The sequence below is a fragment of the Nocardia sp. NPDC051833 genome (assembly GCF_040681225.1).
In the GTDB taxonomy this organism is placed as follows: domain Bacteria; phylum Actinomycetota; class Actinomycetes; order Mycobacteriales; family Mycobacteriaceae; genus Nocardia.
This window is the reverse complement of record NZ_JBFAYK010000008.1, coordinates 99,236-119,892: the sequence shown is the minus strand read 5'-3', so window position 1 is coordinate 119,892 and position 20,657 is coordinate 99,236. Positions and strand designations below refer to the sequence as shown.

Below are 20,657 nucleotides of genomic sequence, written 5' to 3'. Positions count from 1 at the left end.
TCAGGCCGGCTACCCGTCGTCGCCTTGGTAGGCCATTACCCCACCAACAAGCTGATAGGCCGCGGGCCCATCTCGTACCGATAAATCTTTCCACCACAGGACATGCATCCCGTGGTCATATCCGGTATTAGACCCAGTTTCCCAGGCTTATCCCGAAGTACGAGGCAGATCACCCACGTGTTACTCACCCGTTCGCCGCTCGTGTACCCCGAAGGGCCTTACCGCTCGACTTGCATGTGTTAAGCACGCCGCCAGCGTTCGTCCTGAGCCAGGATCAAACTCTCCGTTGAAGACTCTCGAAACACTCCCGAAGGAGCGAATCAGAATAATCTAAAGACTAGAGTCCGAAAACCTAGCAATGCCGAACACCAGCAAAAGTTTGCTGACATTCAAAATGTCCACTCCTCAACCGGGGGGTATGAGAAGCGGAACCAATAATAATATTGGCACTGACATTCATCGACACACTATTGAGTTCTCAAAGAACACACGCACAAGCATCCACCCGCAACATTTCGTAGGGGCTTCAGCGAGGCAGGGTTCAAACTTAGCCCACGCAAGTGCCCGGACGCAAATCCGGGCTAAGTGAGCTGTCTTACTTGTTGTTGTCGGCGCTCATCGTCCAACCTCGTTTCCCTGGTACTCGGTACCGGGTCGGTGTCCGTGTCGCTCTGACTTGAATAAAGTTACGTGTCGACAATTGCAATGTCAAATTCCCTAGTCAGGGGTTGTTTCGCGTGTTCTCACCGGTGCGACATTGAAGGATCGGGCGAAACACGCCGGTGTACAGCCGCGTGTGTCCCTGGCGAATCCGATTGCCGCGCCGGTAGGTCGACGGCCGGTACCGTGGCGCGGACAAGCCGAGGGCACGGGAGGGTCTGCGATGGCGGGGCGGAACGCGAGGCGTTGGTGGGTTCGGCGGGTGGTGGGTGTCGGTGTCGTCGTCGCCGGTGGCGTGGTGGTGGTGACGGCCGCGGCGAATATGGCTACCTGGGCGCTGTCGTCGGGGCATCGCAGCGATGTGACGGGAGCGCCGATCGTTCCCGTGGTGATCGTGCCCGGGGCGAAGGTCGCGGAAGACGGGACGCCTATGGCCTATCTCCGGGGTCGGCTCGATGTGGCTATCGAGTTGGTGACAGCGGGGAAAGCTGGGGAGATCCTGTTGTCGGGTGACGCCGGTGGAGCGTCGGGGGACGAGATCGCCTCGATGACGCGGTATCTGCTCGAGCGCGGGATCGAGCCGGCGATCGTGAAGGCCGATGGGGAGGGACTGTCGACGCGGGAGACATGCGAGCGGGCGCGATCGATGTTCGGGGTCGAGCGGGCGATAATCGTCAGTCAGTATCAGCATCTGCCGCGGGCGGTGGCGTTGTGCCGGGCGGCGGGGATCGAGGCCGACGGGGTGGTCGCGTATTGCGATTGCCGGCGGAGTACCGAGGTGCGCAACAACGTCAGGGAGTGGTTGGCCGCGCCCAAGGCTGTCGCGGAGATGGTGCTGCGCTGAGGGTTCTCGGTCGGACCCGATAGGTCCTCGGAGTGGGAGCCGAGGTGTTCAGCAGGGGGCAGGCTCCTGACTACCCAAGCGGGCATCGTGGCGGAAGCTTCAACGGCACCCCCGGAGCCACACCCGCCACCACCTCGGCTTGGTCGGCGTAGGTGTGGCAGCGACCGGCCGAACCCAAGGCTGGCCTGCCGACAGAGTCCGGCACCTCGCGTGGATGTCGTCGCGAAGTAGGGCCTGGTCGATGGTGTCGTCGTCGAGATGCCAGCGGAATCCATCGAAATCGGCAGCCAGATCAGCCAGCTCAGGACTCCCGGCTTCGGGCGTGACCGAGAGGTAGTCGAGGTCGGACGCTATCCGGCTCAGGTGCTCGACGAGGATTCCCTCGCCCGCGAGTAGGGCGTTCGCGGCCTTTTCGGCCCGACGCATCCGCACATCGACATCGCGTGCGGACCATGCCGCCTCGGTGTCGGCGACGAGCCCCAGCTCTGCCAGCGCGGTCCGGAACAGGGCAGGCGCCTCGCCGGTCTCGGTGCGGTGCAGGCAGGCGAGTTCCACCAGCGCGGGAGTGTCGTAGCCCTGGGCCAGTGCCTCGGCAGCGGCCATCGGCAGATCCTCGGGGTAGAGCTCGCCGACTGCGAAGCGGTCGGCGGTGCTGTCGAGGTCGTTCATCTGGTCAGCGTGCGGTAGGTGAGGAAGGGGTGGCAATGGAATTTCGGGGGCGACGTTTCCTCGGCGAAAGATCGGTCAACCCTGTCGGTCGGTCCGGGAGGTCCGAGGACCGATTCCGATCATCGCGCTGATCAGCGCTTTTCAGGAGGACATTGTGCGAATCGTCAAGGCGGTAGCGGTCGGGCTGGCTGTTGCGGCCGCCACAGTCGCGGGGGCGGATTCGGCCGTCGCGGAGCCGGAGCAGAAGGAGAACATCTATATCGATGTGTCGGTGCTGGGGTGTTCGGTGGGTGCCGGGTTGGGTGGTGATGTGCTCGTCGCGCTGGGTGGCGGGAGTGGGTCGAGTGCGCTGGTGAATTCGTCGCTGGCGGCGCGGCTGCGGGCCGCGGGGTGCCTGCCGCGGCTGTAGGACCTGCGCCGATGGTCTCGCCACGCGCGGCGGGACCATCGGGGTGCCGTGCTCGGGGAATCGCGATCGCGTACCGTGAGCGGGGTTGTCATGATGGCCGACGGAATGGGGTGCATCGTGGGCGGATCCGAGCACGCCGCGCGGCTCGTACGTTTCTGGCAGACCGTGGAGTTGTTCGGTCCGCAGCGCGTTCCGGAGGTCGGGGCGCTGGCCGAGGACGGACTCGTGGTCGAGCCGGCGGCCGACGATCTCGCGCCGTGGGAAGACCTGGCCGCGCTTCCGCCGTTGAAGGCGGGGCGGGTGTGGCAGTTCGTCGTGTACGGCGGACTGTTCGGGATCGGGCGCGCGCGCGAGGCGCTGGTTCGGGCGTTCGGGGAGGACCGGCTCGAAGCCGATGCCCGGCGTGCCGGGACCACTGCCGCTTTCGCGGTGACGTTGACCGAGGACGGGGTGGTCGTCGGTGGTTCGGCGAGCCTGTCGGGGTTGGCGTGGGCGGTGAATCGGTTGCGGTCGCCCGGTCCGGCGGACGGTGGCTGGGCCGAGGGGTTCGATCATGATTCGGCCGCGTTCACGGCGGCCTTCGATACGTTGACGCGCGAAGCCGCGGCCGCCGATCCCGAAGAGATTCAGCACTCGCCCCGGTGGCGGGCGCTGGATGTGGCGGGGCGGGGTGTCGGTGCTTCGCTGATCGCGGCGGGCGCGGACGGGGTCATCTCCCCCGGGCTCGCCGGGATGTCCGCGCTGGCCTTCGCCGAACGCCTCCTACCCCAGGACCCGGAGGAACCGGCCGAAGCGCCACACCTCAGCGGGCGCGACCTCCAGACGTTCACCGGCGAACTGTGTGGGGCGCTGGGGATTCGGTCGGAATTGCGCGCGGGTGGAGTACGTGTCGCGTGTGTGCAGGTCGCGGCGCGCGACACGGTCGCCGGTGAGGATCGGCTGAACAGTGGTCTGCGAGCGGACCTCGCCACGCTGGCGGCGGCGATCGAGCGCGGCGATGTCGGCGCGGCGTTGCAGGACTATCTCGCGGCCACCGAGACGCTGCCGGTGCACGAGCGCATCGATGTGCGGGAGCGCCAGGACGTGGTCGTCGAAGGGCTGCTCCCCCATCTCGTTCCGGACGGACGCTGGCCGGGTGACCCGCTGGTGTCGGGTCAGCAGTTCGCGGTCGACAGCGCGCTGGCCGGATTGCGGGACGGCGCGGGGATCTTCGCGGTGCACGGCGCGCCGGGGACCGGCACGACGACGATGCTGCGCGATCTGCTGGCGGGGATCGTGGTGGAGCGGGCCGCACAGCTGGCCTCGTTCGACAATCCCCTCGACGTGTTCACCGGGGTGACCGAGCAGGTGCAGGTCGCGAAGAACTACACGGTGGGCGCGCATCGGCTGGCGTCGAATGTCACCGGGTTCGAGGTGGTGCTGACCACGGGCAGTGAGGAAGCCGCCGCCGACGTGGTCTCCGAGATCCAGCGACGCGACGCCATCGACCGCGAGTTCGACCACTTCACCGAACTGGCCGATCTCGTCGGTGCCGAGCCTGCGTGGGGTTTGGTCGCGGCAGCGCTCGGCGACGAGCGGCGGACCTTCGGTGAGCGTTTCTGGTTCGGCGACCGGTTCGCCACCGAGCACTTCTCCGGGTCGACCGCGGGCGGCATGCTCGACATTCTCAAACAGGCTGAGGCCGATCCGGATTCGATCCCGGACTGGTCGACGGCGGTGCAGGATTTCGCGAGTCGGCGCGCCGAAGTGCGCAGGCTCGCGCAGGAGCGGCAGGACGTCGCCGACGCGGTGGCCGAGCTACCCGATATGCACGAGCAGCTGCGGTCGATCGCAGCGGACATCGCCAATGCCGATACCGCGCACGCGCATTGGCGCGAACGGCATCAGCTGGCGACCGAGCATCTGCGGGCGGCGCAGGCCACCCAGCACCGGGTCGGCAAGCTGCTCGGGGAGCACGGTGGGCAGAAGCCGGGGTTCACGGCGTCGGCGTCGACCGGTTTCAGCGCGGGCCGGCGCTGGAGTACCCGGAGCAACGAGTTGCTGCGGGAGCGGCATATCGCCGAGTCGGAGATGCGGCGGCGGCAGACCGAGGTCGAGTACACCCGGGGGCAGTGGGCGGAGGCGGCCGAGCACGGGCGGGCGCTCATCCGGGCGCATCAGGAGCTGACCGCGCGGCGCGAGGCGGCGCTGGAGATCATCGAGCGGGCGCGGGAGAACTGGGCCGACACCATCCCGTTCGGTGACGCCTCCGGTGACGACGAGCGGTTCCAGCTGTGCAATCCCTGGGCCGACGAGCAGTACTCGACCGCGCGGCGGGAGCTGTTCCTGTCGGCATTGCGGCTGCATCGGGCGTTCCTGCTCGATGCGGCACCACGGGTGCGCGACAACCTGATCGTGGCGATCGCGCTGATCCGGGGTGAGCTGGCCGAGGAGCCGAAGGCGGAAACCGTGGCCGCTGCGTGGCAGACGCTGTTCCTGGCGGTGCCGCTGGTAGTCACGACGTTCACGGCCGCGCCGCGGTTGTTCGAGGGGCTCGGGCGGGAGGCGCTGGGCTGGTTGTTCGTCGACGATGCCGGGCAGGCCGCGCCGCAATCGGTGGCCGGTGGGCTGTGGCGGGCGCGGCGGGCGGTGATCGTGGGTGATCATCGTCAGCTGGGGCCGATGGAGACATTGCCGACCTCGGCGCAGGAGGCGCTGGTGCGGCAGTTCGGGCTCGACGCGGAGTGGATGCCGGATCTGGCATCCGCGCGACGGGCTGCCGATCGCGGAGTGCGGTACGGGACCTGGCTGACGCCGGCCGACGCCGCCGAGCCGGTGTGGGTCGGTGCGCCGTTGCGGGTGCATCGACGCAGTGACCTGCCGATTTTCGAGCTGACGCATCGGATCGCCTACGACGACGATCTGCTGATCTTCGGCACGCCGGAGCGGGCGGAGTTCCCCGGGCAGGATCGGTGGATCGATGTGCGATCGGCTCGGGCGGAAGGTAATTGGATTCCCGGTGAGGGTGAGGCGCTGGCCGAGTTGCTGGCTCAGCTGACCGAGGACGGTGTGTCGCCCGGAGACATTCGGGTGGTCAGTCCGTTCCGGGATGTCGCGCGTGGGGCGCGGGAGATCGCGCGAGAGGTGCTCGGGACGGAGTTCGCGGCGCATCAGGTGGGGACTGTTCATGCGATGCACGGGAATTCGGCCGAGGTCGTGGTGCTGATCCTCGGGACCTCGCCCGCCGCCGGTGGGTCGCGGCGGTGGGCGGCGACGAATCCGAATGTGCTCAACGCGGCGGTGTCGCGGGCGCGGCGGCGGGTGTATGTGATCGGCAACTACCGATTGTGGAGCAGCCAGCGGTATTTCGAGGAGCTGGCCGCGCAGTGGACGGTGCAGGACGAGCCGGTGCGTCAGACGGTCAGCCGGTAGAAGCGCCAGAAACCGAAGTCCTCGATCGGGAGGACGTCGACGGCGGAGAAGCCCGCGTCCACGGCGTACTCGGCCAGTTTCGCGGTGCGCATGACGGTGCCGGTGCCCGCCGAACCCGGGTGGGCCATGCCGTCGGGCAGGCAGATCAGCAGGCTGAAGCCGTACATCAGGCGATCGACATCGCTTGCGGGTGCGGTGAATTCGGCGTCGACGGCTTCGTCCATGACGATCACGACGCCGCCGGGGCGCAGTGCCTTGCGCATGGCGGTGAGGATCTCGACGGGGTGGGGCATGTCGTGCAGGCATTCGAAGGCGAACACGGCGTCGAAGGTGGCTTCGGGCAGGTCGGTGGCGGCGTCGCCGTGGTGGAAGCGGACGCGGTCGCCGAGGTCGGCGGCATTGTCGCGTGCCATCGCGACCGAGGGTTCGTCGATGTCGTAGCCGTCGACCCGCAATTCCGGGTAGGCGCGGGCCAGCGCGATGGACGACCAGCCGCCGCCGGAGCCGACATCGGCGACGCGGGCGTCCTGGCCCGCGAGTTTCGCGTGTATGTCGGGCACGCCGGCCAGGTCGACGGCGAGGCGGTGCTCGAACCAGGGGCGGTTCATGTCGGACTGTGATTCGCGCATGTCCACGCCGTATTCGGACCAGCCGACGCCGCCGCCGTCGCGATAGGCGCGGACCAGGCCGGGCAGCTGGACCGCCGCGCCGGCCAGCATCCTGGCCAGGGGCGCGAGGTAGTTCAGGCTGGTGGGGTCGGTGAGGACTTCCGCGGGACCGGCGGGGAGAGTGAAGCGGCCGTCGTCGTCGACCGTCAGCACGCCGGTCGCGGCTTGCTGCTCCAGCCATTCCCTGGCGTAGCGCAGATCGCCGCCCGCGCGGGCGGTCAGTTCGACGGCGTCGGCGGGACCGTGCTCGGCCAGCGCGTGATACCAGCCGAGCCGGTCGCCGAGGTGCACCGCGAGGATGTCGACGGCGCCGAGTGCCGCGCCGAACAGCCGGTCGGCGAACTGCTCACTGGTCTGCTCTGCTGCGGTCACGTCGATCCTCCCGTGCTCGATCGCGGACCGGTCGGCCCGCTGTAGCGAAGTACGTGGTCGCGCGCCTCGCGGTTCATTCCGGTGTCAACGATTCGGTCTCTGACCGGCCGGTTGCGATGTGTTTGCGGGACACTGGCCGGTGCGTGGTGTCGAATGATCGGAGTAGTCATGCGAACAGCCGTCCTCGGATCGACCGCTTGCGCCGCGATCGCGATCGTCCTCGCGCTGCCGGTGGAAGCCGGTGCCGATCCGGTCACCGATTTCCTGTGCAACAGCGGGTCGAGCCAGTTCTGTCCGCCGGCACCGCCACCACCGGGTAGCGACTGCCATCCGTCGTATGACCCGTGTGTGCCGATCGCCAGCGATGTCGACTGCGAAGGCGGCAACGGGAATGGTCCCGTGTACACCGGACGGGTCCGGGTGATCGGGCCGGACGAGTACGGGCTCGACAGTGACAACGATGGGATCGGCTGCGAGACCAGCTGACGCGCGGGCGGTCCGGTGCGGTTGCTGCGCGTCAGCCGGGTCGGTTACGGCGAATCGAACAGCAGGGCGCCGGGGTCGATATCGGTGCCGATGGCGGCGCTGACGATCGAGTCCTTCGGGGAGTCCATGACGACGATCGGGCAGATCGGGGAGTTGCCGGTGGCTGCGATCTCGGTGGGGTCGAAGGTGACGATCGGGGCGCCTGCTTCGACGTCGTCGCCTTCGGCGGCCAGGAGGCCGAAGCCTTCGCCTTTGAGTTTCACCGTGTCGATGCCCAGGTGGACCAGGACGCCGACGCCGCTGCCCAGGATGACGAAGGCGTGCGGGTGGAGTTTGAGGATCTTGCCCGCGAGGGGGGCGGTGACGGTGAGGGTGCCACGGGTGCGGTCGGGGTCGATGGCGACGCCGGAGCCGACGATCTGACCGGCGAAGACCGGGTCGGGGACATCGGCGAGGGTGATGACCTTGCCCGCCAGCGGAGCGAGGACGGGCAGGCTCACGACTGCACCTCGCCGGCGCTCGGTTCCGTCGTGCGCGTTCGCGCGCTGTGCTGACGGTTCGCTCGCTGACGCTCGCTCACAGGATGTCCTCGATGTCCTCGGCGAGGGTGTCGGCTTCGGGGCCGACGACGACCTGGACGACCGAGCCCGCCTTGAGGACGCCGTGCGCGCCCGCTGCCTTCAGTGCGGCCTCGTCGACCTTGCTGCCGTCCTTCACCTCGGTGCGCAACCGGGTGATGCAGGCCTCGATCTCGACGATGTTGTCCGCGCCACCCAGACCCCTGACGATCGCTTCCGCTTTGGACATGTGTTCTCCCTTTCCGCGGTGGTTGCCGGTTCCAGTATGGGAGCCTCGAATGTGCGCCACGTCATATTTCGCGGTTGACATCCGGCAGCCACCTGGTCAAACTTACAACTGGTTATGACCGGACAGTACCCGTCAGGGTCACCGGTTCACAACAGTTAACCCGGACAGACTCGCAAGTCCGTTCGGCTCGCCGAGACCGCCGGAAACCCGGCACGAAGAAGGTCGACATGTCTGCCGTTACCGACAGTCCCAAGCAAGAATCGAAGGTGTTCGCGGGGTTGCAGCGCCTGGGTCGCAGCCTCATGCTGCCGATCGCGGTGCTCCCCGCGGCGGGCATCCTGTTGCGCCTCGGGCAGGACGATCTGCTCGGCCGGTTCTCCGCGCTGGAGAGCACGGCGGCGGTCATCTCGGCGGCCGGTCAAGCGGTCTTCACGTGGTTGCCGCTGATCTTCGCCGTCGGTATCGCGATCGGCTGGGCGAAGAAGGCCGACGGGTCGACGGCGCTGGCGGCGGTGGTCGGCTACATGGTGATCGACGGCGTGTTCAAGGCGATGTCACCGATCGTGCTGGAAGGCAAGACCGATCCGAAGGGCGCGCAGGCGCTGATCAACTACGGCGTGCTCGGCGGCATCGTGATGGGCCTGCTGTCGGCGATCCTGTGGCAGCGGTACTACCGCACGAAACTGCCGGACTTCCTCGGCTTCTTCAACGGTCGGCGGCTGGTGCCGATCCTGACCGCGATCACCGGCCTGGTGGTCGGTGTCGGCATGGCGTTCATCTATCCGGCCTTCAATTCCGCGCTCACCTGGGTGGGTGAGACGGTCGCCGACAACACCGTGGTCGGCGGCGGTATCTACGGCGCGGCCAACCGTCTGCTCATCCCGACCGGCCTGCACCACATCCTGAACTCGACCGTGTGGTTCCTCGTCGGCGACTACACCGACGCCTCCGGCCAGCTCGTGCGCGGTGACCTCAACCGGTTCTTCGCCGGCGACCCGACCGCGGGCACCTTCATGACCGGCTTCTTCCCGATCATGATGTTCGCGCTGCCCGCCGCGGCGCTGGCGATCTGGCACAACGCGCGGCCCTCGCAGAAGAAGCTGGTCGGCGGCATCATGCTCTCGACCGGTCTGACCGCGTTCGTCACCGGCATCACCGAGCCGCTGGAGTTCTCGTTCATGTTCGTGGCGTGGCCGCTGTACGTGGTGCACGCGATCCTGACCGGCACCTCGATGGCGCTGGTGAACGCGCTGGGCATCCACGACGGATTCACGTTCTCGGCGGGCGCGATCGACTATCTGCTGAACTTCGGCAAGGCCACCGACGCGTGGCTGCTGATCCCGATCGGCTTGGGCTACGCGGTGATCTACTACGTGCTCTTCAGTTTCGTGATCAAGAAGTGGAACCTGCGCACGCCCGGTCGCGAGGAGGAGACCGATGTCGAGGCCGGTGTGCCCGATGTCGCCGCGGTCGAAGCCGAGGCGGCGCTCGAGGCGACCGGCGATACTCGGACCGACGCGCCCCTGGTCGCCGAAGTCGAATCGAAGCTGGACAAGAAATTGGAAGGTGAGTGAGGACATGACCACCCGCACAGTCGTCGTCGGATCCCAGGTGGGGCTGCATGCCCGGCCCGCAGCGAAATTCACCCAGGCCGTGCAGGCCACCGGAGTTCCGGTCCGGATCTCGATCGGAGATGGCGAACCGGTCGACGCGGCCAGCGTCCTCGCGGTGATGACCCTGGGCGCGGGCCACGGCACCGAGGTGACCCTGCACGCCGACGACGACGCCGTGCTGGACAGCCTGGCCGCGCTGGTGGCCTCGGATCTGGACGCCGCCTGATGGGCGAACAGGTGATCCGCGGCCTCGGCGTGAGTCCCGGGGTGGTCGTCGCGCCGTGGTTGCGGTTCGGTTCGCAGCTGGCCACCTCGGCGCAGGATCCGGTCGGCGGCTCGGTCGAGGACGAGATGGTCCGGGTCAAGGCGGCGCTCGGCGGGGTGGCCGACGAGATGCAGGCCAGGGCCGGTCGGGTGAGCGGCGTCGCGGCGGAGATCCTGTCGATGTCGGCGACGATGGCCCGCGACCCGGGCATCGTCGCCGCCACCGAGAAGCAGCTGGCCGACGGGATGCCGACCGCGCACGCGGTGCACCTGGCGTTCGAGGGGTTCTGCGCCAAGCTCGAGGCGCTCGGCGGGTACATGGCCGAGCGCGCGACCGACCTGCGCGATATCGGCGGGCGCACCGTCGCGGTGCTGCTCGGGGAACCGATGCCGGGCATTCCCGAGCCCGGGTATCCGTTCGTCCTGGTCGCCCGTGATCTCGCGCCCGCCGATACCGCGATGCTCGGTGACAGTGATGTGGTCGGGCTGCTGACCACCGAGGGCGGGCCGACCAGTCACACCGCGATTCTCGCGAAGTCGCTGGGGCTGCCCGCGGTGGTGAACTGTCCCGACACCGATCGGCTGGTCGAGGACGCGCCGGTCCTGTTGGACGGCAGCACCGGCGATGTCGTGATCGATCCGAGTCCGCTGCGGCAGCAGGCCGCGATCGAGCAGGCCGCGGCCGACGCGGCGCGGCTGGCGGCGGCCAGTGGACCGGGGCACACCGCCGACGGGACGTCGGTGCAGGTCCTGGTGAACATCGGCACCGTCGACGATGCCGAGAAGGCGGGGCCGGTCGACAGCGAAGGTGTCGGGCTGTTCCGCACCGAGTTCATGTATCTCGGCAAGGCGACCGCGCCGAGCCTGGATGAGCAGATCGCTTCGTACACCACGGTTCTCGAACAGTTCGCCGGGCGCAAGGTCGTGGTCCGCACGCTCGACGCCGGTTCGGACAAACCGCTGCCGTTCCTCGATCTCGGGACCGAGGAGAACCCGGCGCTGGGTGTGCGCGGGCTGCGGATCGGGACGGTGTTCCCGGATACCCTGGCCACCCAGCTCACCGCGCTGGCCAGGGCGGGCGAGGCCACCGGGGCGGATCTGTGGGTGATGGCGCCGATGGTCGCCACCGCTGACGAGGCCGCCGGATTCGCCGCGCTCGCACGGGAATCGGGGCTGCGCACGGTCGGGGCGATGATCGAGATCCCGGCGGCGGCGTTGCGGGCGGCCGATCTGCTGGCGCATCTCGATTTCGTCAGCATCGGGACCAATGACCTCAGTCAGTACACGTGCGCGGTCGATCGGATGGCGGGTGGGCTCGCGCATCTGCTCGATCCGTGGCAGCCCGCGGTGCTCGATCTGATCGCGATGGTCGGTGCCGCGGGGACGGCGGCCGGGAAGCCGGTCGGGGTGTGTGGTGAGGCGGCGTCGGATCCGACGCTGGCGCCGGTGCTGGTCGGGCTCGGGGTGACGAGTCTGTCGATGTCGGTTCCCGCGTTGCCCGGGGTGCGGGCGGCGTTGTCGGCGGTGGATATCGAGACGTGCCGGGACGCTGCCGATGCGGCTTGTGCGGCGCGGAATCCGCAGGTGGCGCGTGAGGCGGTCGCGGCGATCGTCGGGCGGGCATGAATCGGAGGAGGGTGTGGGCGGTCCGGCGAGTGGTCGGGCCGTCGCACGGTGGGTGCGTGCTGAGTTGGTTCATGGGTGACATTGCTGCCGCCGCACGGCGAGCAACCGACCCCGGGCAATACACGGCGCGAGCAACCGGCCTCAGGCAAGGGGTGTCGTAGTGACCGCACGGGGTGTCGTGCGGGGGCGGCTCGTGGGAACGCCCACCGGTGAGATCGCCGATGGGGTGGTCGAATTCACGGATGGGCGCATCTCCTGGGTGGGTGCGGCAGCGGGTTATCCTGCGGCTGCGCAGCTTCCGTCGGCGAGTGACGAGTTGGTGCTGCCGGGGCTGATCGACGTGCACTGCCACGGTGGTGGTGGGTTCGGATTTCCCAATGCCGATGGGGCGGGTGCGCGGGTCGCCGCGGCGAATCATCGTGGTCAGGGCACGACCGGGTTGCTCGGGAGTCTCGTGTCCGCGCAGCCGGAGGTGTTGATTCGGCAGGCGGAGCTGCTCGCCGATCTGGTGGATGACGGTGTGCTGCTCGGGGTCCATTTGGAAGGGCCGTTCATCAACGCATGCCGGTGTGGTGCGCAGGATCCCGCGGCGATCATCCCCGGTGATCCCGAGTTGTTCGAGCGGATCTACGCGGCGTCGCGGGGCACGGTCCGGTCCATGACCCTGGCGCCGGAGACCGCGCACTTCGCCGAACTGCTCGCGGCCATGCGCCACCACGGTGTGCTGCCGAGTCTCGGGCACACCGATGCCGATGCCGCCACCACGGCGGCGCGGATCGCGGACGCGGCCGGTGGGCCGATCACCGCGACGCACCTGTTCAACGGCATGCCCGCCCTGCACCACCGCTCCCCCGGGCCGGTCGGCGCCTGTCTGGCCGCCGCCGGTCGGGGCGACATGGTGCTCGAATTGATCGCCGATGGTGTGCATCTGGCGGCCGAGACCGTGGCGATGGTGTTCGACACGGTGGGACTCGAGCAGATCGCGCTGGTGTCCGATGCGATGGCGGCAGCCGGTCTCGGTGACGGTGACTATCAACTGGGCGCGCTCGATGTGCGCGTGCGCGATGGGGTCGCCCGGCTCGCCACCGAGGACGGAAGGCAGGGGGCGATCGCGGGTGGGACCTCTCGGTTGCTCGAGGTGGTGCGGTGGACCGTGCGAAACGCGGGGGTCCCGTTGGTCAACGCCGTCACCGCCGCCACCCGTACGCCCGCACGGGTTCTCGGTCTCGACGACCGCGGCGTTCTCGCCGTCGGCCTGCGAGCCGACCTTCTCGTCACCGACCAGTCATTGCAGCCGCGGCGGGTGTTCCTCGCCGGAACGGAAGGAATCTGATGGAAATCGTGATCCGGGCGGACGAGCACGAGGTGGCCACCACGGTCGCCGATATCGTCGGCGGCTATGTGGAGCGTGGCAACGCGATCCTCGGTCTGGCCACCGGGTCGTCGCCGCTGGGCAGCTACCAGGAGCTGGCGCGGCGGTATCGCGACGGCGCGATCGACTTCTCGACGGCGAGCGCGTTCCTGCTCGACGAGTACGTGGGACTGCCGAAAGAGCACCCGCAGTCGTACTTCTCGGTGATCCGCTCCGAGTTCGTCGACCACGTGAATCTCGATCCGGCGCGGGTGCTGAGCCCGAACGGTGAAGCGGGTGACATCGCGGGCGAGGGGAGGCGCTACGACGCCGCCATCGCCGCGGCCGGCGGGGTCGACGTGCAGTTGCTCGGCATCGGCACCGACGGGCACATCGGCTTCAACGAGCCCGGCTCGGCGCTCACCTCGCGCACCCGGGTGAAGACACTCACCGAGCAGACACGAAAAGACAACGCCCGCTTCTTCGACGGGCCCGAGGACGTGCCGCATCACGTGCTCACCCAGGGGCTCGGCACCATCGGCGAGGCCGGGCACCTGGTGATGATCGCGCTCGGCGCGGGCAAGGCCGACGCCATCGCCGCCGCGGCGGAAGGCCCGCTCTCCGCGTTCTGCCCGGCCTCGGTCATGCAGTGGCACCGGCACGTCACCGTGGTGATCGACGAAGCCGCCGCGAGCAAGCTGAAACTGGCCGACTACTACCGGTACGCGCTGGCGAACAAGCCCGCCTGGCAGTCGTTCTGAGATGACCGCGCTCGAGTTCGCGGTGCAGGATGTGGCGGGCGCGATCGGCGCCCGCCGGGTCGGCGCGGATCGGGTGGAACTGTGCGCGGCGCTGGGCAGTACGGGTGGGCTGACTCCGAGTATCGGGATGATCGAGGCGGTAGTGTCGACCGGCATTCCGGTGCACGCGCTGATCCGTTGTCGCGCGGGCGGTTTCGTATACGCCGAGGACGAGATCGCGGTGATGAATGCCGATGCGAAAGCGGCGGTGTCGGCCGGGGTGGCCGGACTCGTCGTCGGCGCACTCACCCCGGACCATCGGGTCGATGTCGGCGTGCTGGAGCGGGTACTCGACGGGGTTCCGGTAGGCGACATCGAACTCACCTTTCATCGGGCCATCGATCAGATCGCTGACCGAGCGGCGGCGATCGAGACATTGATCGACGGGGGCATGACCAGAGTCCTCACTTCCGGCGGCGCGGCTCGCTGCTCGGACGGCCTCAACGAGCTGGCCGCCATGGTTGAACAGGCGGCGGGCCGGCTCCAGATCATGGCCGGTGGTGGTGTCACCGCGGCCGATATCCCAGCGCTAGCCCACATCGGAGTCGACGCGATCCACCTCTCCGCTCGCCGCGTGGTCGCCGATGACGGCGGGCCGGGTGGCGGCACGGCCGGACACGAGCGACTGGACGACGAACTCGCCGCAGCGGTCGCGGCACGGCTGCGCACCACGGCGGCTGGCTGATCAGCGGCCTGGATCGGCCCCCATGAGACGATGACCGGCCGCAGCACTGGATATAGCTCGCCGATCCGGTAAACGCGAGCTGCGCTGCGGAGGTTGGCAGCTGAACCACCCGAAACCGCCCCTACAAGGCACCACCGCGACCTAGCCCACACCGCCACCACAATGGCGGACGCGCCAACAAAGAACCGAGCGGCGCTCGGCTGCGGTAACGGCCACACCGCCGACCGACAGCAGGTAGGTGAAGTGACGACGGGGAGGGGAATCCGGTACCGGATTCGCGACACGCCTTGCCCGATCTGATGAGCAGGCGTGGCGTGCGGCCGGCCGAGCGGGAACCCGTAGTCCGTTCCGGCGTCGATGATCTCGTTGGGCCACCCCGCTGGGCCTCGCCCGGGCCGAGCGCGCCGCGGTTGCCCGCCGGTCCAGTCACCAGCGGCCTCCGTCGCTCACGCTTCGGTGACGGAATTGGCTGGCACCGGCGAACTCACCGAAATCGCACGGCCGTGTTGTTGACGGCGGGGATCAGCCGCCTCCCACCCGCGATTGCGACGGTCTCGCGGTCTGGAGCCGGGACGCGAGGCCGAACCCTGCAGCGATGCATCCTGGTTGTCCGGCCCGCGCGCAGGCCTGCATCGCCCGGAACCGCCGGGTTCGACGAGCGCTGGACGATGTACTCAGAGCCCTCGCCTCCGGGCTCGAGGGAACTACCGGATGACCGGCTTCTCGACGATCCAGGCGGACACCCGGTCACTTCGCTCGATCGCGCTCGGTAGTCGGCTACGTTCGCGGCCCGCGTCAAGACGACCAGTGCAGCCGCACACCACCACATCGTGGTCGACGGCCTGGACCGACATTCAAGAGCGTTCGGCGAGAATGAGTTCCGCTTCGCCGGGGTTACAGTCGAACGCCGCCTGGACCGCCGCGAGGGCCTGGGCGTGCTCCCCCGCCGCGACCAGTCGATCGATCTCCGCCCACTGATCGGAGGGAGCGGTGACCGACAGGTCGAGTCGGCGTTCGAGGCGCTCCCACATGCGGGCCACTGTCGGGTCGCCCGCGAGCAGGGCGCCCAGGTGGGCTTTGAAGGTGGGGTGTTCGGTGCGGTACATGCCCATCCAGCTGCTGTCGGGTGGGCTGGCCTCGGCGTTGGCGGTGCGGTCGGCGAGCTTGAGGATGACGGCGGGTGGGTGGGCGGCGATCTTGGTGTAGGCGTCGAGGTTGCGGGCCTTGCGGTTCGGGCCGACGCCGGTGACGGCCCAGACCAGGTCGAGAACCTCACGGCCGAAACGAGATTCGACGTCCTCGGCGGTGACCGGGGTGTCCTCGATGACGTCGTGCAGCCAGGCGGCGGTGCCGACCGCGCCGTCGTAGCCGAAGTCGTCGAGCACGGCCCGGACCGCCGCCAGGTGCTTCACATAGGGATGGTCGCCGTAGCGTTGGTCGCCGTGGGACTCGAGGGCGAACGCCCGCGCCTCGGATTCCCGCTGATCGAACTCCATACCGCACCCCCGTGCTCGACTCGGATCGTGACGAGATCGACCCTAGCCGAGGCCACCGACAATCAGCGCGGCTTCCGGGCGGTGAGGATGCCGGTCTGGTACTTGCTCTGGGTGAAGTCGAGCTCGGTGAAGCCGGTCGCGCGCAACTGGTCGGTGTAGTGGCGGATATCGGCGTCGGCGAAGGGGTTGCCGCCGCCGAAGAACGGGGACAGCACCCGGCGCGCTCGCGGGGTGAGCGACGCGTCGGCCAGCAGCAACCGGCCGCCGGGGCGCAGGACCCGCCACATTTCGGCGATGGCGGCCGTGCGGTGCTGGGCCGGGATGTGGTGCATGACGAAAGTGCAGGTGACGACGTCGAATTCGCCGTCGTCGAAGGGGAGTTCCTGGGCGGGTGCCTGTTCGTAGCGGTGGTGCGCCGCGCGGTCGCGTCGGCGATTGTCGTCGACGGCGATCGCGGACGGGTCGACCCCGACCGCCGTGCCGGACGGTCCGGTCGCGACGCCCGAGGCGCGCACGAGTTTGCCTGGCCCGCAGCCGATATCGAGCGTGCGCTGTCCCGGTGCGATCCCGGCGGCCGCGACGAATTCGGCGAGCAGCCGACGCTGCCTGCCGAGGAAGAACACCGTGGTGAACAGGTTGTAGCGACGCAGGCCCGCGATGACGATGCCGGTGTCGCTGTCCTCGACGAACATGGGGGTGAGAAGCTGGTTTCTTGACATGGGTCCATGGTCGGGCGCGGCCACGGCGGCGACCAGGACCAGAACCGCCGGATCTGTCCGTTTCCGGACACATCCGGGGAAACCGTCCCGTGGAGGAACGATGGCCGAGCACACCGATCGACGGGTCCGCCGGACCAGGGACAATCTGCACCGCGCGCTGATCGAGCTGATGATCGAGCGCGGCTACGACCGGGTGACGGTCAGCGATGTCATCGAGCGCGCCGATGTCGGGCGCTCCACCTTCTACGCGCACTATCGCGACAAGGACGACCTGCTACTGGTCAGCTGCACCGAGTACCTGCGCCGCGAGATCACCCGCACCACCGTGCCCGGCTCCCCGCTCGCGCCGCTGCGGGTGATGTTCGCGCTCGCCGCGCAATATCCGGAGGTCTACAAGCCGCTGATCGGGCCGAAGGCGACCACGACGGTGCTGCACGCGTATCGGCAGTGTGTGGCCGAGCTGATCGGCGAACTCGCCACGGAGCTGCCCGGCGACACCGTCGCATTCCTGTCCTGGGGACTGATCGGCTTCCTCGGCGCCGTCATCGACCCAGCCGATCCGGTGCCGCCCGCGACCGCGTGGCAGCGTTTCGAATCGCTGGCGCTGTACGGGCTCAGCGGCGACGCAGGTCGGGCCACGGTGGCCGGCGCAGCAGCGCCAGCGCCGCGATCACGCCCGTGAGCAGGCCGATCCATTCGCCGAGCTGAGCGATCCGGTTGGTGTCGACGGCGGGTGTCCAGCGCGCGCGGCCGTCATGGATGACGAACACGCCGACCGGCCGCGCGGGCCTGCCGAATCCGCCACCGCGGGCGACGGTGATCACGGTCGCGCCGTCGGCGGCGGGCACCGGGTCGCCGAAGATGGTCGGCGGCGTGGTGACCGCCTGCTCGAGCCGTTCCCTGATCGTCATCCGAATCCCCGTCGGTCGTCGCGGCACTGCTGTCGAACATACGCGCCGGGAGGTGTGCTGCCCCGCCGTTCGCGAGCAGATCGCCCGAGACCGTGGGTGAGCTTGGCATGATGGGTGGGCCCAGCCACGACGAGAGGTGTTGCGCCCATGACCACCGCACCGGAGCTCGACATCCTGGCGACACCGTGGTCGCGTTCGCTCGGCCTGCGCGTGCCGGTGGTGAACGCGCCGATGGGCGGGGCGGCAGGCGGGCGCCTCGCGGCGGCGGTGACCGCGGCGGGCGGGCTGGGCATGATCGGGATGGGCAGCGCCGGATCCGTGGCCGCGCTGGAGCGCGAGCTCGCGCTCGCCGGGGACACGGTGTTCGGGATCGGGCTGGTCGACTGGGTGCGACAGCGCGAGAGCGGACTCCTCGACGCCGCGATCGCCGCCCGGCCGCGAGCCCTGTCGATCAGCTTCGGCTCCGATTTCTCGTGGGTGCCGGTGGTGCAGGACGCGGGAATTCTCGCGATCACGCAGGTCTACGACGTGCCGGGGGCACATCGCGCGCAGGAGGCCGGGATCGATGTGCTGGTCGCGCGCGGGTGCGAAGGCGGCGGTCACGGGGCCGACCGGCTCGCGCTGCTGCCGCTGCTCGACGCGGTCCTTGATACCGCGACCGTGCCGGTACTGGCGGCGGGCGGGATCGGTTCCGGGCGCACGCTCGCCGCGGTGCTGGCGGCGGGCGCGGCCGGAGCCTGGCTGGGGACGTCACTCGCCGCGGCCGAGGAATCCCTGCTGCCCGAGAACGCGCGCCGGGCGATGCTCGCGGCCGATTCGACACACACGGTGGTGACGACGGCATTCGACGAGACCCTCGATCTGCCGTGGCCGCCGATCTATCCCGCGCGCGTCCTCCGCAACGACTTCACCGATCCGTGGTCGAGCCCGGAACCCGACGAGGCGCGCCCCGACGCGGACCTGCTGCGCACGGCCATCGCCGCCGACGACGCGACCATCGCCCCGGTGGACGCCGGACAGGGCGTCGGGCTGATCACCCACATCGAGCCCGCGGCCGCGATCGTCGACCGGTTGTGCCGGAATGCGGCCACATTGTTGCGTCGCTGAGGGGCCGGTCTTACGGCTCACCCGTCCGGCGGCTCGCCATCCCGACGCAAGGCGTTTCTAGAGCCCACAGCCCAACGACCAAGCGGCTCAGGCCCTCGGCGGCTCAGCGAACAGGATTGCGCAAATCGACGGCGCGAGCGGGATCGGTCAGCAGTCCCTGATCGAGCTGGATCGTTTCCTCGGTGCGCCAGCGGGCATGCCAGATCGGTACGCCGCCGGGCAGATTCGTTTCGCGGGCGGTGGTGAGCAGCGGGAGTTCCAGGCGGGCCGAGGTCACCGTGACCGCCGCGTTGGCCGGGGTGTGTGACCAGACGTCGTCGACCACATCGGTGATCCGGATGCCGAGGCGATGGCCGGCGGCCAGGCGGGCGTCCTGCCAGAGCAGGCGGATCGCGGCTTCCGGGCGGACCGGGGCGATGCCGCGGGTGAGCACGGTGGCGCGGCCGTCGGGGGCGATGTCGTAGAGCTCCAGGGCGACGGTGGCTTCCGGCGGTCCGGACAGGTTTACGGTCGCTGTGGCCCGGCCCGCCAGGTGCAGGGCGTCGGTGACGGGTGCCGAGATCGACCAGATCTCGCGGTCGGGGCCGGGGAGCAGGCCGCGATCGGTGAAGGTGCCGGTGCGCAAGTCGACGGTCACGCGCTCGGAATCGACCGGCGGCCAGACGGTCTCGCCGCGCCAGCCGCCGTCGAACTGGCCGACGGTGACCGGCGGGCCCGGCACGTCGACGGCGGCACCGGCGACGTGCCGATCCAGGAACGCGGCCAGTTCGTCGGTGAAATGCGGTGTGCCGCAGCGGCTGCGGCAGTCGGAGTGACCCCACTGGCCGAACCAGGCCCGATGCTCGCCGGGGCCCATCGCCTGCCAAGCGTCCAGGACGCGGTCGGCACGGGTGTTGGAGTCGAGGAAGCTCTGGCCGAGGAACAGCGGGGTGGTGTTGCCGCGCAGGTCGTCGACGAGGTCGCGGTCTCGCCAGCCCGGGTTGGCGGCGTCGTGGTCGGTGGTGAGGGCGAGGTAGTTGTCCGTGCATTCCTTGGTCAGCGCGACGGCGTTGGCCTGGTATTCGGGTGAGTCGTCCCAGCGGCCGGGGGTGTGGGCGATGGCGAGGTGTTCGGGGCCGGCGAGGTCGGCGGGGCGAAGTCCGTCCTCGGTCAGTGGTTTTCCGCCGAACTTCCACGAGATGCCCTGCATGTACAGGTAGGAGTAGGGGTCGACGACCGGTTCGAACGCGGCGACGGCGGCCAAGCCCTTCGGTTTCGCGGCCAGCGCGAGCATGCCGGTCCAGCCCTCGTACGAGGTGCCGACGACGCCGACGCGGCCAGTCGACCACGGCTTGCTCGCCGCCCACTCGACGGCGGCGGCGACGTCGGACTGCTCCCCCGGGCCACCGAAATCCGGGCAGCCGTTGGAGCCGCCGTAGCCGCGCAGATCCACGATCACGTAGGTGTAGCCGGCCTTCAGCGCCCACTCGACCGGCAGATTATCGGTCGACGGGCCGCCCTCGGGGCGCGGTTGCGTCAGGTAAGCGAGGTGCGCGCGGTACGGGCTGACCGTCAGCAGCACCGGGGTGCGCACGTCGTCGGCCAGGCCTTGCGGCCGCAGGATGTCGGCGTGCAGGCGGGTGCCGTCGGGGGCGGTCAGGTACTCCTGCGTCCACTGGAACGCCACATTCACCGGCTCGGCCGACACCGGCGCCGCCATTCCCAGCACCAACGCCACACCGGCGGCGACCCGCGCCACCATCGCACCCCATTGCACGGA

General features: G+C 69.2%; 20 protein-coding genes and 1 rRNA gene. 12 read left to right on the top strand and 9 right to left on the bottom strand.

The window, feature by feature from the left end; translation table 11 throughout:
• Nucleotides 1-290, bottom strand: a 16S ribosomal RNA gene (locus AB0L91_RS33910); the annotation flags it as partial.
• Nucleotides 291-922: 632 nt separating this feature from the next.
• Between AB0L91_RS33910 and AB0L91_RS33905 the strand changes: the two genes are divergently transcribed.
• On the top strand, nucleotides 923-1,504 hold the full coding sequence (locus AB0L91_RS33905) for an ElyC/SanA/YdcF family protein (protein ID WP_365016850.1): 582 nt from the start codon (nucleotides 923-925) through the stop codon (nucleotides 1,502-1,504).
• Between the two features lie 99 nt (nucleotides 1,505-1,603).
• Here the strand turns inward: AB0L91_RS33905 and AB0L91_RS33900 are convergent, their stop codons facing one another.
• Complete coding sequence (locus tag AB0L91_RS33900; RefSeq protein ID WP_365016848.1) at nucleotides 1,604-2,173, bottom strand: hypothetical protein; 570 nt, start codon at nucleotides 2,171-2,173, stop codon at nucleotides 1,604-1,606.
• A gap of 154 nt (nucleotides 2,174-2,327) precedes the next feature.
• Here AB0L91_RS33900 and AB0L91_RS33895 point away from each other — a divergent pair, with 154 nt between their 5' ends.
• On the top strand, nucleotides 2,328-2,582 hold the full coding sequence (locus tag AB0L91_RS33895; protein WP_365016846.1) for a hypothetical protein: 255 nt from the start codon (nucleotides 2,328-2,330) through the stop codon (nucleotides 2,580-2,582).
• Between the two features lie 90 nt (nucleotides 2,583-2,672).
• On the top strand, nucleotides 2,673-5,993 hold the full coding sequence (locus AB0L91_RS33890; RefSeq protein WP_365016845.1) for an AAA domain-containing protein: 3,321 nt from the start codon (nucleotides 2,673-2,675) through the stop codon (nucleotides 5,991-5,993).
• On the opposite strand, the gene AB0L91_RS33885 is transcribed toward AB0L91_RS33890, so the two are convergent.
• Complete coding sequence (locus tag AB0L91_RS33885) at nucleotides 5,975-7,033, bottom strand: class I SAM-dependent methyltransferase (protein WP_365016843.1); 1,059 nt, start codon at nucleotides 7,031-7,033, stop codon at nucleotides 5,975-5,977. The genes AB0L91_RS33890 and AB0L91_RS33885 overlap by 19 nt on opposite strands.
• Nucleotides 7,034-7,201: 168 nt before the next feature.
• Here AB0L91_RS33885 and AB0L91_RS33880 point away from each other — a divergent pair, with 168 nt between their 5' ends.
• Nucleotides 7,202-7,519 carry a hypothetical protein gene (locus AB0L91_RS33880; RefSeq protein WP_365016842.1) on the top strand — a complete coding sequence of 106 codons (318 nt, stop codon included), beginning with the start codon at nucleotides 7,202-7,204 and terminating at the stop codon, nucleotides 7,517-7,519.
• A 44-nt stretch (nucleotides 7,520-7,563) separates the two neighbouring features.
• Here the strand turns inward: AB0L91_RS33880 and AB0L91_RS33875 are convergent, their stop codons facing one another.
• Complete coding sequence (locus tag AB0L91_RS33875; protein WP_365016841.1) at nucleotides 7,564-8,019, bottom strand: PTS glucose transporter subunit IIA; 456 nt, start codon at nucleotides 8,017-8,019, stop codon at nucleotides 7,564-7,566.
• A 76-nt stretch (nucleotides 8,020-8,095) separates the two neighbouring features.
• Nucleotides 8,096-8,326, bottom strand: a complete 231-nt coding sequence (locus tag AB0L91_RS33870) for a PTS glucose/sucrose transporter subunit IIB (RefSeq protein ID WP_365016839.1) — start codon at nucleotides 8,324-8,326, stop codon at nucleotides 8,096-8,098.
• A 227-nt stretch (nucleotides 8,327-8,553) separates the two neighbouring features.
• Between AB0L91_RS33870 and AB0L91_RS33865 the strand changes: the two genes are divergently transcribed.
• The 6 genes from AB0L91_RS33865 to AB0L91_RS33840 all read left to right on the top strand — a co-directional run bounded on the left by AB0L91_RS33865 (nucleotide 8,554) and on the right by AB0L91_RS33840 (nucleotide 14,665).
• Nucleotides 8,554-9,900: a PTS transporter subunit EIIC gene (locus AB0L91_RS33865; RefSeq protein WP_365016837.1), complete on the top strand. Its 1,347-nt coding sequence runs from the start codon at nucleotides 8,554-8,556 to the stop codon at nucleotides 9,898-9,900.
• A 4-nt stretch (nucleotides 9,901-9,904) separates the two neighbouring features.
• A complete protein-coding gene (locus AB0L91_RS33860; protein WP_355279231.1) occupies nucleotides 9,905-10,165 on the top strand; it encodes an HPr family phosphocarrier protein in 261 nt (86 codons plus the stop codon).
• Entirely contained in the window at nucleotides 10,165-11,829 is a 1,665-nt protein-coding gene (gene ptsP, locus AB0L91_RS33855; protein ID WP_365016835.1) for a phosphoenolpyruvate--protein phosphotransferase, read from the top strand. The genes AB0L91_RS33860 and ptsP overlap by 1 nt, the downstream gene beginning before the upstream one ends.
• A 160-nt stretch (nucleotides 11,830-11,989) precedes the next feature.
• On the top strand, nucleotides 11,990-13,162 hold the full coding sequence (locus tag AB0L91_RS33850; protein WP_365016833.1) for an amidohydrolase family protein: 1,173 nt from the start codon (nucleotides 11,990-11,992) through the stop codon (nucleotides 13,160-13,162).
• Nucleotides 13,162-13,941 carry a glucosamine-6-phosphate deaminase gene (gene nagB, locus AB0L91_RS33845; RefSeq protein WP_365016832.1) on the top strand — a complete coding sequence of 260 codons (780 nt, stop codon included), beginning with the start codon at nucleotides 13,162-13,164 and terminating at the stop codon, nucleotides 13,939-13,941. Before AB0L91_RS33850 ends, nagB begins: the two co-directional genes overlap by 1 nt.
• 1 nt (nucleotide 13,942) lies before the next feature.
• Nucleotides 13,943-14,665, top strand: coding sequence for a copper homeostasis protein CutC (locus tag AB0L91_RS33840; RefSeq protein ID WP_365016831.1), 723 nt, complete (start codon nucleotides 13,943-13,945; stop codon nucleotides 14,663-14,665).
• 854 nt (nucleotides 14,666-15,519) lie between these two features.
• Here the strand turns inward: AB0L91_RS33840 and AB0L91_RS33835 are convergent.
• Both AB0L91_RS33835 and AB0L91_RS33830 read right to left on the bottom strand, forming a co-directional pair.
• A complete protein-coding gene (locus tag AB0L91_RS33835; protein WP_365016829.1) occupies nucleotides 15,520-16,161 on the bottom strand; it encodes an HD domain-containing protein in 642 nt (213 codons plus the stop codon).
• Nucleotides 16,162-16,223: 62 nt separating this feature from the next.
• Nucleotides 16,224-16,880, bottom strand: coding sequence for a methyltransferase domain-containing protein (locus AB0L91_RS33830; RefSeq protein ID WP_365016827.1), 657 nt, complete (start codon nucleotides 16,878-16,880; stop codon nucleotides 16,224-16,226).
• Between the two features lie 100 nt (nucleotides 16,881-16,980).
• Between AB0L91_RS33830 and AB0L91_RS33825 the strand changes: the two genes are divergently transcribed.
• Entirely contained in the window at nucleotides 16,981-17,562 is a 582-nt protein-coding gene (locus tag AB0L91_RS33825) for a helix-turn-helix domain-containing protein (RefSeq protein WP_365016825.1), read from the top strand.
• Here the strand turns inward: AB0L91_RS33825 and AB0L91_RS33820 are convergent.
• Nucleotides 17,495-17,791, bottom strand: a complete 297-nt coding sequence (locus tag AB0L91_RS33820; protein WP_365016823.1) for a hypothetical protein — start codon at nucleotides 17,789-17,791, stop codon at nucleotides 17,495-17,497. The two genes, AB0L91_RS33825 and AB0L91_RS33820, sit on opposite strands and share 68 nt — an antisense overlap.
• 171 nt (nucleotides 17,792-17,962) lie before the next feature.
• Here AB0L91_RS33820 and AB0L91_RS33815 point away from each other — a divergent pair, with 171 nt between their 5' ends.
• Nucleotides 17,963-18,898 carry a nitronate monooxygenase gene (locus tag AB0L91_RS33815; RefSeq protein ID WP_365016858.1) on the top strand — a complete coding sequence of 312 codons (936 nt, stop codon included), beginning with the start codon at nucleotides 17,963-17,965 and terminating at the stop codon, nucleotides 18,896-18,898.
• Between the two features lie 103 nt (nucleotides 18,899-19,001).
• On the opposite strand, the gene AB0L91_RS33810 is transcribed toward AB0L91_RS33815, so the two are convergent.
• A complete protein-coding gene (locus AB0L91_RS33810; RefSeq protein WP_365016821.1) occupies nucleotides 19,002-20,654 on the bottom strand; it encodes a CocE/NonD family hydrolase in 1,653 nt (550 codons plus the stop codon).
• Nucleotides 20,655-20,657 lie beyond the last annotated feature (3 nt).

Excerpts from the sequence above, each read along its gene's own strand:
- AB0L91_RS33890 (WP_365016845.1), top strand. The coding sequence starts at position 2,673 with ATGATGGCCGACGGAATGGGGTGCATCGTGGGCGGATCCGAGCACGCC.
- ptsP (WP_365016835.1), top strand. The coding sequence starts at position 10,165 with ATGGGCGAACAGGTGATCCGCGGCCTCGGCGTGAGTCCCGGGGTGGTC.
- AB0L91_RS33880 (WP_365016842.1), top strand. The coding sequence starts at position 7,202 with ATGCGAACAGCCGTCCTCGGATCGACCGCTTGCGCCGCGATCGCGATC.
- AB0L91_RS33830 (WP_365016827.1), bottom strand. The coding sequence starts at position 16,880 with ATGTCAAGAAACCAGCTTCTCACCCCCATGTTCGTCGAGGACAGCGAC.
- AB0L91_RS33900 (WP_365016848.1), bottom strand. The coding sequence starts at position 2,173 with ATGAACGACCTCGACAGCACCGCCGACCGCTTCGCAGTCGGCGAGCTC.
- nagB (WP_365016832.1), top strand. The coding sequence starts at position 13,162 with ATGGAAATCGTGATCCGGGCGGACGAGCACGAGGTGGCCACCACGGTC.
- AB0L91_RS33835 (WP_365016829.1), bottom strand. The coding sequence starts at position 16,161 with ATGGAGTTCGATCAGCGGGAATCCGAGGCGCGGGCGTTCGCCCTCGAG.
- AB0L91_RS33870 (WP_365016839.1), bottom strand. The coding sequence starts at position 8,326 with ATGTCCAAAGCGGAAGCGATCGTCAGGGGTCTGGGTGGCGCGGACAAC.
- AB0L91_RS33840 (WP_365016831.1), top strand. The coding sequence starts at position 13,943 with ATGACCGCGCTCGAGTTCGCGGTGCAGGATGTGGCGGGCGCGATCGGC.
- AB0L91_RS33825 (WP_365016825.1), top strand. The coding sequence starts at position 16,981 with ATGGCCGAGCACACCGATCGACGGGTCCGCCGGACCAGGGACAATCTG.
- AB0L91_RS33865 (WP_365016837.1), top strand. The coding sequence starts at position 8,554 with ATGTCTGCCGTTACCGACAGTCCCAAGCAAGAATCGAAGGTGTTCGCG.
- AB0L91_RS33820 (WP_365016823.1), bottom strand. The coding sequence starts at position 17,791 with ATGACGATCAGGGAACGGCTCGAGCAGGCGGTCACCACGCCGCCGACC.
- AB0L91_RS33860 (WP_355279231.1), top strand. The coding sequence starts at position 9,905 with ATGACCACCCGCACAGTCGTCGTCGGATCCCAGGTGGGGCTGCATGCC.